The sequence below is a fragment of the Desulfomonile tiedjei DSM 6799 genome (assembly GCF_000266945.1).
Taxonomy (GTDB): Bacteria; Desulfobacterota; Desulfomonilia; order Desulfomonilales; family Desulfomonilaceae; genus Desulfomonile; species Desulfomonile tiedjei.
This window is the reverse complement of sequence record NC_018025.1, coordinates 3,735,167-3,747,752: the sequence shown is the minus strand read 5'-3', so window position 1 is coordinate 3,747,752 and position 12,586 is coordinate 3,735,167. Positions and strand designations below refer to the sequence as shown.

The 12,586-nt window shown below is 49.8% G+C and carries 7 protein-coding genes; 3 read left to right on the top strand and 4 right to left on the bottom strand.

The annotated features are described in order from the left end of the window. Nucleotides 1-380: 380 nt before the first annotated feature. From DESTI_RS15895 to glk, 3 genes are all read left to right on the top strand, one after another. Nucleotides 381-1,898, top strand: a complete 1,518-nt coding sequence (locus tag DESTI_RS15895) for a mercuric reductase (RefSeq protein WP_211213685.1) — start codon at nucleotides 381-383, stop codon at nucleotides 1,896-1,898. Nucleotides 1,899-2,108: 210 nt separating this feature from the next. After that, nucleotides 2,109-2,735 carry a molybdopterin-dependent oxidoreductase gene (locus DESTI_RS15890; RefSeq protein WP_014810986.1) on the top strand — a complete coding sequence of 209 codons (627 nt, stop codon included), beginning with the start codon at nucleotides 2,109-2,111 and terminating at the stop codon, nucleotides 2,733-2,735. Nucleotides 2,736-2,762: 27 nt separating this feature from the next. Beyond that, a complete protein-coding gene (gene glk, locus DESTI_RS15885) occupies nucleotides 2,763-3,773 on the top strand; it encodes a glucokinase (protein WP_014810985.1) in 1,011 nt (336 codons plus the stop codon). A gap of 747 nt (nucleotides 3,774-4,520) precedes the next feature. Here glk and DESTI_RS15875 read toward each other — a convergent pair. The 4 genes from DESTI_RS15875 to DESTI_RS28985 all read right to left on the bottom strand — a co-directional run bounded on the left by DESTI_RS15875 (nucleotide 4,521) and on the right by DESTI_RS28985 (nucleotide 11,892). After that, a complete protein-coding gene (locus DESTI_RS15875) occupies nucleotides 4,521-5,687 on the bottom strand; it encodes an ankyrin repeat domain-containing protein (protein WP_014810984.1) in 1,167 nt (388 codons plus the stop codon). Nucleotides 5,688-5,961: 274 nt separating this feature from the next. Beyond that, the gene (locus DESTI_RS15870) at nucleotides 5,962-6,402 is read right to left on the bottom strand and encodes a response regulator (protein ID WP_014810983.1); all 441 of its coding nucleotides are present in this window, start codon (nucleotides 6,400-6,402) and stop codon (nucleotides 5,962-5,964) included. Continuing rightward, nucleotides 6,399-8,360 (bottom strand): PAS domain-containing sensor histidine kinase, encoded by a 1,962-nt coding sequence (locus DESTI_RS28990; protein WP_014810982.1) that lies wholly within the window; start codon nucleotides 8,358-8,360, stop codon nucleotides 6,399-6,401. The genes DESTI_RS15870 and DESTI_RS28990 overlap by 4 nt, the downstream gene beginning before the upstream one ends. Nucleotides 8,361-8,385: 25 nt before the next feature. Continuing rightward, nucleotides 8,386-11,892: a PAS domain S-box protein gene (locus DESTI_RS28985; protein WP_014810981.1), complete on the bottom strand. Its 3,507-nt coding sequence runs from the start codon at nucleotides 11,890-11,892 to the stop codon at nucleotides 8,386-8,388. Nucleotides 11,893-12,586 lie beyond the last annotated feature (694 nt).

Sequence of the window (12,586 nt, the reverse complement as noted above, 5' to 3'; positions counted from 1 at the left end):
TTATCCCATGCTCCAAACCATGATACTAGTAGGGACCGGCGTCCCTGCCGGTCCATTCTATAGATGTCATTGATTATATTGAATATGTGCCGGCACGGAGGCACGGCACCTACCAATATCCTTAATCTTCAACCGGACACTACATTCGCTACAAAATGAAGAGCGAGCGTTTCCGCGCCTCACGAGACAAATCTCCGGCAAACGCACCTGAGGAACAACTTCGTCTGGCTCGTAATGAGATCAACGATGCTGTCTCCAAATTTGTCTTTGCAGGAACAATCTTTTTTTGCGGATCGCCTGTCCAATGGAGAAGGTGGTACTCTTCAGAGAAAGGGCTATTTCTCCGCATGCGAATTGAACAGAACGAACGGAATGTCCAGATGCCTGGTGTTTATCTTACTCCCGATGACGACCACAACCAGGAGCTCATGAAAAATGTGCATCCCCGGGAGTGGGTAAACCCCGAGCCCACAGGGCGGTACAATCTCGTGGTGATCGGAGCGGGAACTGCAGGGCTCGTTACCGCGGCAGGCGCGGCAGGTCTGGGGGCTAAAGTCGCTCTCGTAGAAAGACTTTTCATGGGGGGCGATTGTCTGAATTTCGGATGTGTGCCCTCAAAGGGAATCATCGCATCATCTCGGATATCTCATGCGCTTGCAGAAGCGTCGTCGTACGGCATAGAAGTCTCTGATACTTCGAACGCCGACTTTCCGACGGTAATGGAAAGAATGCGGGCCATTCGTGCAAGAATCAGTCGCAATGACTCAGTGTGGCGATTCAGGGATCTCGGTGTGGATGTGTTTCTCGGCAGTGCTCGTTTCACGGGCACAGACAGCCTGGACGTGGAAGGCGAAACCCTCCGATTCTCGAAAGCAGTTATCGCCGCAGGCGCGCGACCTGCAGATCCCGGCATTCCGGGACTCGCCGAAGCAGGTTACTTGACGAATGAAACCGTGTTCTCGTTGACAGCAAAGCCTGACCGGCTGGCGGTCATAGGTGGAGGTCCCATCGGATGCGAGCTTTCGCAGGCCTTTGCCCGGCTGGGCTGCGAGGTTTTTGTTCTTCACAAGAATGCTCACATCCTGGACAGGGAAGATCCGGATGCAGCGGAAATCGTGCAGCAGCAATTCCTCAAAGAAGGCATTCGCCTGATCCTCAATGCAAGACTCATCCGCGTCGAAGGTGAAAACGGCAAAAAGACAATCTACTTCGAGACTGCAGATGGGCCGGATTCGTTGTCCGTAGATGAAATACTTGTTGGCGCAGGCCGGATCCCCAATGTCGAGGACTTGAATCTCTCCGCGGCAGGAGTTCGGTACGACAAATCCGGAGTCATCGTAGACGACCGGCTGACTACGTCAAATCCGAGAATCTATGCAGCGGGCGATGTGTGCATGAAATACAAATTCACGCATATGGCAGACGCTGCGGCAAGAATAGTCATTCAAAACGCCCTGTTTGCAGGTTTCAGGAAATTGAGCGCTCTGACGGTTCCCTGGTGTACGTACACAGATCCGGAAATCGCACATGTGGGAATGTACGAACGAGATGCCGCTGAAAAAGGGATTCCCGTGGAAACGTTCCTTCGCTCCTTCGGTGACGTGGACAGAGCCCTGTTGGACGGTGACCATGAGGGATTCGTAAAGGTTCACGTGAAGAAAGGCTCGGATAAAATTCTTGGCGCAACCATCGTGGGTTCCCGGGCTGGAGACATGATCAGCGAAATCACAACTGCAATGGTTGCGGGTGTTGGTCTGAAGACACTGTCCTCGGTGATTCATCCCTATCCGACCCATGCAGAGGCCATAAAACAGGTTGGAGACGCGTACAACAGAACGCGCCTGACGCCATTGCTCAAGAAGCTGTTCACCGTGTGGCTAAGGTGGTCCAGAAGATGAAAATGTGATGGTGCTGGGACTCACAACAAGAGGTGTAATGCCGCTGTGCGTTCTAAGAAGTAATCCCGCCACCGGCGGGAGCAAATCCAGTCCCGGCATGTCTCCGAAGCGAAGCAGACGGTGCCGTTCGTAGCGAAGGAGATATTTGCCGGGACCGGCGAATAGCAGGTTTCTCAATATTCCCTCTATGAAAGCACATTGGTGTAATCCATGTTCGGACGCCGCGGATTCCTGCTGCAAGTACTGAGTGCAATAACAATCGGTGCGGTTGATTTCGTGTGGGCACAGGTGACTCGAAAACCGATTCCCAGGGGGACCGATCGGAAAGATCTGGTAAACGTGAACCCTGCCGAAGTAGATGCTTCAAGCCTGGAGATCACGAAACTCGAGGATTTCGGAGTCATGGGATTGGATAGCTATGAAGCCGAACTGAAATCCTGGCAGCTCATTGTGGATGGGAATGTCGGCAAACCCCTCAGCCTTCAATTCGAGGACGTCCTCAAGCTGCCTCCCCTGGAAAAAGCAGTGCTCCTGGTGTGCCCGGGGTTTTTCGTCAATCATGGAATATGGACTGGTTTTTCTCTGAATGAATTATTGAAACAGGCAGAAGTGAAGGGCGGCACTGAATACCTGACGATACGCGGACCTGAAGGTAATTATGAAAAAGTGGAAAGATTCAACTGGCCTGACATAGTGCAGGAGAAAGTCTTTCTGGCATACAAAGTGAACGGGGTGCTATTGCCCAAGAAACACGGATTTCCTCTTAGGGTAGTCGCACAGGACCATTATGGTTCCCAATGGGTCAAATATGTATATAGAATCACTGCGCACGCGTGAGCCGAGCATGGAATCGTCGAGGTGACAATGAAGCAGGCTGAAGAACGTGAAATTGTGCTTGCGGGAGATATTGGTGGTACCAAGACCAATTTGGGAGTCTTTGAAATCGGTGAAGAACGCCCCCGAGTGCTTGTGTCGGAGTCTTATCTGAATAGTGGGGTCCTTGGCCTCAACGAATTGATCGCCGATTTTCTCGTTACCCATTCCTATCCCATAGCATCTGCCTGTTTCGGGATAGCCGGCCCGATAATTCGAGGGACTGCGAGAGTCACCAACCTGCCGTGGAAAGTTGTGGACAAGGAAATCGAGCAATTCTTCAATTTTTCTTCAGTTACCTTGATCAATGATCTTGTGGCCACCGGATACGCGATTCCGCTGCTGAAAGACGAAGAATTATATCCCGTCAATCTGGTACCTGCTCAAAAGGGCGGGACTGTGGGATTGGTCGCGCCGGGAACCGGCCTGGGTATCTCTTTGCTGGTGCCGTCAAACGGGACTTTGATCCCATTGCCTTCCGAAGGCGGTCACGTGGATTTTGCACCGCTAAATGAACAGCAGGTTGAACTGTGGAAATATTTGAGACGATCTCACGATCACGTCAGCGTTGAACGACTGGCTTCGGGGCCGGGACTGTTCACGATATATCGGTGGCTGGTAGAAACCAAAAACCATGAAGAACCACAATGGCTGACGGAACGCTTCAAGTTGATGGAAGCGCCCAGAGCCGTCTCTTCGGCGGCCATGGTAGAAGGAGAGCCCGTGTGCAGGGAAGCTCTGGAAATGTTCATTTCCATTGTTGCTGCGGCAGCCGGCAATCTGGCCCTCACAGGGATGACTACGGGCGGCATGTACCTTGGCGGGGGCATTCTTCCGGATCTCTTGCCTCAACTCGAAAATGGCGGCTTTATGAAATCTTTCACGGATAAGGGAAGGTTCGCCGGTATTCTGCTCGGGATTCCCGTGTACGTGGTTTTGAACGATAAAGCCGCAATGCTCGGGGCTGCTCGATGCGCAATTGAAAAGCTCTTGATATCGTGACCTTTTATCCGTTACAAGTTCGATTCAATTGCGTTTCATAGCATCGAGCAAACCTCACACTTGTCATTGCGAGCGATGGCAATCTCCAGACCAGAAGGGTTAATACGGTCTTGCAGTCAAGATAGTTCTCATTGAGGCGGCAACACGGACCTACAGGGCAGGTCCGTGGCACCCAAGATTGACACTAGGCCTGGTACAGGGGTGCCACTGACCTGCGGAGCCAGGTCAGTGCAGTTAGTATCTTGAATGCAAAATGGCATCAGATCCCCCGATGGCGAGTCTGTGCCCGCGATCGGGCCGATTGTCCCGCGAAACGCGGAATCGCTGCATTGGTGGGTGCCGGCCTCCGTGCCGGCACATCTTCAATATGATAAATAATATCGATAGAATAGACCGGCGGGAGAAAGTGTCTCAAAATCATGAATCCACAAAAAATCGTGCCACGATTCATCATCCTTGTAGGGGCAGGTCTCGTGCCTGCCCTCCTGCAATGACCGGCACGGAGGCCGGTCACTACCGGGCACCCACGAGGGACGCCCCTACAATCAGGCCGTGAAGATGATGAAAATTTCGTGCCACGATCTGGGATAAATTTCGACTTTTGAGACAGCCTCGGGACGCCGGACCCCACCAGTATCTTGTATTGGCGCTTTCGGACTTTTGAGACAGTCTACGGAGGCCCGGCACCAATACTCTTATCTTCAATCGGACACTAATTTTGGCAGTTACTCATAATCGTAGTTCTTATTAATACATTCGTTCCACAGCCTGATCGAGAATTTCTCTCATCTTGCCGGATCGAGCGAAAGACCTTGCAGCGTTCCCGGCTTTGTTCTTACGTCCCGGATCTGCACCCAGAGCAATCAGGAGTCGCGCGATTTCATAATGGTCGCGGTACACTGCCACCATGAGGGCTGTATTCCCTTGCCTATCCGGTAAGTCGAGATCGGCACCGCGCTCGAGAAGGACCCTCGCAGTCGGTACATCACCCTTCTTGCATGCTTTTATCAACGCAGTCGATCCGGTGGTGGTGTCCACAGTATTTATATTGGCTCCTGCTTTGAGGAGAACACGCACCACGTCCGCATTCCCCTTACTGGCGGCTCGAACGAGCGGCGACCCCCCGAAAGAGTCTCTCGCGTTCACGTCCGCTCCGGCAGCAATGAGACATTCCACAGTATCCCGGTACCCCGAACGCGCCGCCACCATGAGTGCCGTATTGCCGCGGCTGTCACGCGCTTCTATTTCTGCACCCGAATCCAGAAGCAGCTCGACGATCTTCTTGTAACCGCCTCTTGCAGCTACCGTGAGTGGGCTGTTCCCGGACCTGTTCCGCGCGTTTTCATCAGCTCCTCGGGTCAGCAGCACTCTGGTGACTTCCGTACTGCCGCAACCTGCTGCTGCAACGAGAGCAGTACTGCCTCGAAAATCTTTCTCATCAATTCTCGAGCCGCGGTCCAGGAGATGTTTTACAACCTCTGCGTGACCGCCGATGGCCGCCTCTATCAGGGCTGTATTTCCGTAGGTATTGCGACTGGAAATGTCCGCTCCCCGGTCAAGGAGCATAGTCACTGTGGGCAGGTGTCCTTTGTAAGCGGACCTGAGGAGTGCAGTATTTGCATACCCATTCTTGGCGTCAATGCGGGCCCCTTTATCCAGGAGCCGTTCCAGGACCGAAGTGTTGCCCTCAAAAGCAGCCAGAATTGCCGCAGTGTCACCGGTTTCGTTGGCGTGATGGATTTCGGCCCCTGATGCTAGAAGTAACTCCACTACCTCTGTGTCTCCATCCAGCGACGCTTCAAGCAGAGCATTGTTCAGTTCATCGACTGCCTGAGTCTTGTCGAAATCAAGCTCCGGTTCCCAATAATCCAAGAAATCGTCGATCTTGATGATCTCTTCCACATCCTGAGCCATGAGCGTCCTCCCGAGGCATGCCTGGCCTTAACCCCTCATACATTCAGGTGTCGGGCGTACTTCGTCTGAATTTAAACTCTGCAGAGAATACTTCTCTACTCATCTATCTGCAGACTACATAATGTTGTCGGATGGGTGCACCTGGAAACGACCCCTACAAAAATCATACAGTAAAGAACCTTTCGTTCGCAAGTAACGATCGATTTCTCAGTACGAACTTACCAGGAAACATATGGAATGGCGGTGCGCACTTACACGAATCCATTTTTTGCCTTCAGATGGAATCCTTTGACGTTGGAGCAAGCCACAAATCCTGTATCGTGCTAATTGCTTGCACATATTCTTCAAAATCGATCGGTTTCGTAATAAAAAGCTTGGCGCCAAGATTGAGACACATCTGAAAATCGCTTGATGCATCTGCAGTAGTAACCACGACAACGGGGATATTGGAAAGATCCGGATCCTGTTGCATTTGGGACAGAATCTCTTTTCCGCTCAGCTTCGGAAGATTTAAATCCAAGAGGATCATATCAGGTTGCTCCATCCCTGCGTAATCTCCTCGCGCATATACAAAGTCGAGAGCATCTTCCCCATTTTCAACCACGTGCAGACGATATTCTATTGTCCAATTTTGCAGCGCTTCTTTCGTCATCAACACATCCATAGGATTGTCTTCGACGAGCAGAATATTTAAGGGTTTGTCTGTGTTGATCATGATTCGGTACCAGTCGGCAGTGTAAAAATAAACGTGGAGCCTATTCCGATTTCAGATTCCACCCAGATTCGTCCGTGATGGCGTTCGACGATTTTCTTGACGATTGCCAATCCTATACCTGTGCCTTCAAAAGGATTTTTCTTGTCCAATTGCTGAAAAATCACAAAAATACGATCGAAATGGGCCTCCTGAATTCCCACCCCATTGTCTCTTATTGAGAAAACCCATTCATTGCCGTTTGATTCAACGGAAACATGGACCTCGGGCGAAACTTCGGGGCCGAATTTCACGGCATTCCCGATCAAATTTTGAAAAAGTTGTACCAGTTGACTGGGATCGCCCCATACTGTGGGCATCTCATCCACAGTAACCAGGGTGCCTTTTTCTTCTATAAGGCTTCTCAGATTGTCAGTGGACCGATTTACGACCTCTTTCAGATCCACCCGCTCAAAAGGATGTCCGCGAGTATTGAGACGGGAATATGCCAACAGATCCTGAATGAGAGCTTTCATCTTTCTTGCAGCATCGACGGCAAACTGGATCAACTCGTCGGAAATCTGGTCAAACTGGCCTTTGTGCTTTCTCTCGAACATTTGTAGAGCAGTTGTTATCGTTCGCAATGGCTCTTGAAGATCGTGTGAAGTTACATATGCAAATTGCTCGAGATCCTGGTTTGAGCGCATCAAATTTGTTTCGGCCCTGAGCCGGTCCGTGACATCGTGAATAATCGAAGCCAACAACGAGCGACCCCGAACCTCCAAGGTACTCGAGTACACCTCCACATCGCGAATTTCTCCGGAAGCCAGTCTGTGCTTAAACCGGAAGAAATTCTGCGTCTCAGATCGTGCCTTTTCCATTTCTGCAGTTATTTCCGAAGGCGACAACTCATTGATATCGGATATTTTCATTTTCTTCAGACGATCGAGTTCGTACCCGTAAAATTTCACGGCAGCCTCATTCGCGTCTATTATGTCGCTACTTTCAGGATCGATAAGCAACTTGGCGGCCTGACTGCCATGGAACATCTGCCGATACAGCTCTTCATTTTTCCGCAACCTCTCATCCGCCAACAGGCGTTCGGTAATGTCTCGATACAGGGTCTGGTTCAGGTTCTCTTCTATATGCCTTCCTGTAACCTCCACTGCTCTGTAGGTTCCGTCCCTTTTACGCATGCGGCAATTAAGCCGGGACAGGTGCCCTCTGAGGAGACCCAGGAGTTCCTGCGATACTTGCTTTCGGTCTTCGGGATGTACCAGGTCTGCCAACCGTCTCCCTCTGATTTCTTCCAACGGGTACCCGAACAGATCCAGGCTTGCCTTGTTGCAGTCGAGAATAATTCCTGCATTATCGAATAAGAGAATTCCGTCTGCGGAGTCTTCGTACAGGGCCCTATATTTGATCTGAAAGCTGCGAGCCGATTTTTCGGCCAATTTGATTGCTGTTCTGTTGGAAACAATGAGCTGTACACGAGCTATTTTCCCCTTGGAATCTTTAATTGCTATGCCGTCAAGCCAGACCGACAACTCTCCGCCCATTCCTTTGAGTCTCATGTCGCAGGCCTCTTTGAGGCCTGTCTTCAGGAGTTGACTGAAGTAATCCCGGAATTTTCCTCGATCCTCTGGAATGACAAATATGAAAAAAGGTATTTTTTCCAGGTGCATCTTACCGAGCATCTTGGATGCGGTGGTGTTCACTTGGATAATCATCCCTTTGGTATCCAGCGTGAAATAACCCACGGGCGCAGAATTGTAGAGAAGATCGTAATTTTCCTGTATCTCTATCAGTTCGAGCTGTGCTCTCCGTAATTCTTCGTTTTGCATCTCCAGCTCGATCTGATGGGTTTGTAAGTCATGGATGAGCTCTTCAAGACGCCTCTCAGAGAACGGCCGGATAGTGACATCCTGGTTCTTCGAGGCTACTCTTTTCTCAGCTTTCTTCCGTATGTCAGAATCAGTCATTATGTATTAGGTTCCCGACAGCTTTCTATCTAAACTTTTGGGCGCGTTCTGCTCTTGTGCTATGGGGTATCGTAAAGTAAAAGGTCGATCCTTCACCAACCTCAGACTCCACCCAGACTTTACCGCCGTGTCGTTCTATAATCTTCTTTACAATGGCAAGTCCCATTCCCGTGCCGTCATATTCGGATCTCTTGTTCAGCCGCTGAAAAATTACGAAGATTCTGTCCACGTGACGAGAGGCGATGCCAATACCGTTGTCTCGAATGGAAAAAACCCATCCGTGAGCATTTCTCTCTGCCGAAACATGAATGTGGGGCCGTTTCCCACCGCGAAATTTCATGGCGTTTGCGATAAGATTCTGAAAAACCTGCAACAATTGCGTGGGATCTGCAGCAATTGTCGGGAGCGGATCGTGAGTTATCTCCGCGCTTGTCTCGATGATGGTTGATCGCAGATTTTCCAGTGTTTGATCTAATATTTGTCCACACTCTATGTGCTCTGAAATTTTTTCGCCAGTGGCAACACGGGAATACGTCAAGAGGTCTTGAATGAGCGCTTTCATGCGAACTGCGCCATCCACGGCAAAACGGATGTACCGGTCTGCATCTTCACCTAATTGGTGCTTATATTTCTTCTCCAACATCTGCAGACATGTGGCCACATTACGAAGGGGCTCCTGTAAATCGTGAGATGCTACGTACGCAAATTGCTGAAGATCTGCGTTCGACCTGCTTAGGTCGTCAAGTGTGCGTCTAAGCATATTTTCTGCATGCTTACGCTCTGTTATGTCCTGGACGTTGACGACGCGATACAGGACTTCGCCGGTTTCGTCTTTTACTGCCGTTGCATCGATAAGGACCGGGAAGACGGTCCCGTTCTTCCGAATATGTTTGGATTCCCAGATATGATGGCCTTTTTCATTCGCAATAGCGATGTGATCGGCAAGGCCTGACCGTTCGTCGGGAGCGAATACATCCAGAATGGGACGGCCTGTCAATTCCTCCAGAGTGTAACCGTGCATCTTGGCAAATTCCGGATTCATAAAGGCCAGAGATTTCTTGTCGTCACTGCTCACCACGATGCCCCATTGTGCATGCTCGAACACCTGGCCCCACTTGAGAAGCGCTTCTTCAGACTTTTTTCGTTGGGTAATATCTCGTATAACGACACACGATCGCTCTTCTCCGGCAGCATCGTGAAAGATGGCAGAGGATATTTCTGCCGGAAATGTAGTGCCGTCTCTGCGCATACAGTTCAACTCTCCTCGGAAACTCCTGGACTGCTTTTCTCGCTCGAAACCATCCAATTCCGGAGCAAAAATACTATCTCGGCTAAGCTTGAGCAGGTCGGGTTCCGAGTATCCGAACAGGGCGCATGCTGCAGAATTGGCCAATAATATACTCCCATCCGAAGGAGAGAGGAACAACAGACCATCAAGGCTGTTCTCGAAAATCGAACGAAATTTCTGTTCCGCCTGCCTTCTTTCTTCCACCTCGGCCTTGAGCTTTTCATTCGAATCCGCCAATTCCGCTGTGCGCTCTAGGACTCTTTGTTCAAGCTCCTGATTCAGCGCTCGTATTGCGGCTTCGACTCTCTTGTGATCGGTAAGATCGGTTATGAAGGAATAAAATACAGGCTCTCCCTTGCTATTCGTGGTGAGGTGTACGAGCAATTCGACGGGAACTCGGGTTCCATCTTTGCGGATGTACTCCTTTTCGTACCGCACTGGCGTTTTAGTGGCCCTGAGTTCAGCAAGCTTTGCTGATTCGAAGTCACGGTATTCCGGCGGTGTGAGATTCTGAAACCAGTCCATATGCCGCAGCTCTGCTTCCGTATAGCCGACCAGATCGCAGTACGCCTTATTAAAAGTGCTAATGGTGCCGTCCACATGACCCACCGCAAAAGGCTGCAATGCAGACTCCACAACACCGGCGAGAAAACGATTGCGTTCTTCGCTTTCACGGAGCTTGTCCTCAGCTTTCTTACGCTCGGTTATATCGTGCACCATTCCTATCGAACGAACGATCCGGCCTGATTTGTCCCGAATGTGATCGCATCTTTCGTGAACGGTACGAACTTCACTGTTCGATCTTCTGATCACTCTGTGCACGATCTCGTACGTGTCTCGCTCCTCGCGCAATGAACTCGAATAGGCTTCATCGACCGCGGCACGGTCGTCCGGATGTACAGCCTCGAGAAAGGCGCCATACGTTGCTTTGAATTCCTGCGGCTGTAAGCCGAAAATCCTGTAGACTTCATCGGACCAGGTGAGAATGTCATTGACAAGATCGAGCTCCCAGCTTCCAAGATGTGCTATTGCCTGGGACCTTACCAAACGAGCTTCGCTTTGCTTGAGTTCTTCTTCAGCCCGTTTTCGCTCGGTTATGTCGGTGATATCTGTGACAATTCCTTGGACGCCCACGGCCTTGCCGTGTTCCATAGTTGCCCTGCTGGAAGTTGTGACCCGACGGTACTCGCCCTGCTTGGTACAAATCCGGAATTCGTTTTGATAGATTCTTTCTTCAAGGCAATGCTGAATGCCTTCGGAGAACCGGGTCGCGTCCTCAGGATGAATGAAGGACGCGAAATATCGATTTACCAATTCCTGAGGTTCGTATCCCAATACAGAGGTTACCGGCTTGCTGACGTATGTGAGTTTCCCCTCGGCATCGATTTTGAAGATTATATCATTGAGATTGTCCACCAGATTTCGGTACTCTGCCTCTGACTTCCGTAAAGCTTCCTTCTCACTCGCCAACTCCCTGAACAGCAGTCTATAGGGCATCCTGAGACCTATCTCGATGAGTGCCCTATACAGGAGATAGAAAGCGACGATTTTGAGAAAATGCCCCAGAAAATTGGCAAACCCGTAGACACTGATATACAGCGTGAAGCTCAATTCGGAGAAGATGGTGACAACGATGGACCCGATAATCAGCCGAAGAACCTGAGCGTCAAACTCTTCCTTGCGTGCAAGGACAAAGATTAACGCACCTGAGAGAATCAGACAGATGGTATATTCGCTGACTATCTTGAACGTAGTCAGCCCGCTGCCTTCTACATAGCATGCGGGAAAAATCCTTAGATAAAAGATCGATAGAAGCAGAAACGAGAATATTGCCGAAAAGATCGCTATAAGGACAAAGACTCCAGGCTTTCGTCCAATAAATAGCGGAGCAACGAGAAGCGAAATGCTCTGCAGGTAACGAGCAGCGATCCATAGCTGAGTGGGTAAGTTGGCATCATGACTCGAGAAGATCCCCATACCCTTATAGGCAAACATATGGACCAGATCCAAACCAGCTACAAAGAAATAAGCTACACCAATGAAGAGGAAATAATTATTCCTCAAGAATTGCCGAACATTATATGCGATCAGAAAAATGCCGCAGCCGATTAAGATGCTGAAGATCTCTGCCAGACTATGGAAAAGTAGATAATCATATGTGCTTGTCAAATACAGGACCAGAAACGTAGCAACGATGAGAACCACACTCCGGTGTACTTCACGATTACCAATCAGAATTGCCATAAAGTCGGCCTTCTCCTTTGAGATTGTAGACTTCCGGTGATTCAAAAATCAGCTCCCAAACACTGTGGTTTATAGAAGTCGGATCTGAAAACCGGAATGAACGAGCAGAGCAGAGTAACTCCACATGATTTCTGAAATCGCATGATTCGGCAATCATCCTCTTGTCAAAAACAGATGTGATATGAGGTGCTTTGGAAGAGTCAACTCGTTGACTCAGTTCAACGCAGTGTACCTTCTGTCCCCCGTGCCCTATGCGGCAACGGGATCTGTGTCAACTATATAAATGACAAGATCCCAGAATTCCGAAAACCCACTGTATACTGAGCAGTGTATTCTTTTTCTGTAGCACTAACTGTCTCACGAGTCTCCCCAGAAACCAAATTTTTGTCAGGAGATTTGCGAAACAGGTCGATCCAATAAAGACTTTCGATATCTGGTCCTTGGAAAACTAAACTCGGTCAAAGGCATTCTATCAAAAGAAAGCCATTTTTTGAATTAATTTAGGGCATCGGCCGGACACCAGAGTACATTCTTTCACCACACGTCGTATTCCCGTGATTTTTCATTCCGGTCGCGAGAGCATCTTCGAATGCGAAAAAAGGTGTCAGAAAGATGGCTCTTTTCCGATATTATTATCCAACATCCGCACGTGGTTCAGTCCGTCCCAGTACCATATGAGTTTGTATGAACTTGG

Excerpts from the sequence above, each read along its gene's own strand:
- DESTI_RS15890 (WP_014810986.1), top strand. The coding sequence starts at position 2,109 with ATGTTCGGACGCCGCGGATTCCTGCTGCAAGTACTGAGTGCAATAACA.
- DESTI_RS28985 (WP_014810981.1), bottom strand. The coding sequence starts at position 11,892 with ATGGCAATTCTGATTGGTAATCGTGAAGTACACCGGAGTGTGGTTCTC.
- glk (WP_014810985.1), top strand. The coding sequence starts at position 2,763 with ATGAAGCAGGCTGAAGAACGTGAAATTGTGCTTGCGGGAGATATTGGT.
- DESTI_RS15875 (WP_014810984.1), bottom strand. The coding sequence starts at position 5,687 with ATGGCTCAGGATGTGGAAGAGATCATCAAGATCGACGATTTCTTGGAT.
- DESTI_RS15870 (WP_014810983.1), bottom strand. The coding sequence starts at position 6,402 with ATGATCAACACAGACAAACCCTTAAATATTCTGCTCGTCGAAGACAAT.
- DESTI_RS15895 (WP_211213685.1), top strand. The coding sequence starts at position 381 with ATGCCTGGTGTTTATCTTACTCCCGATGACGACCACAACCAGGAGCTC.
- DESTI_RS28990 (WP_014810982.1), bottom strand. The coding sequence starts at position 8,360 with ATGACTGATTCTGACATACGGAAGAAAGCTGAGAAAAGAGTAGCCTCG.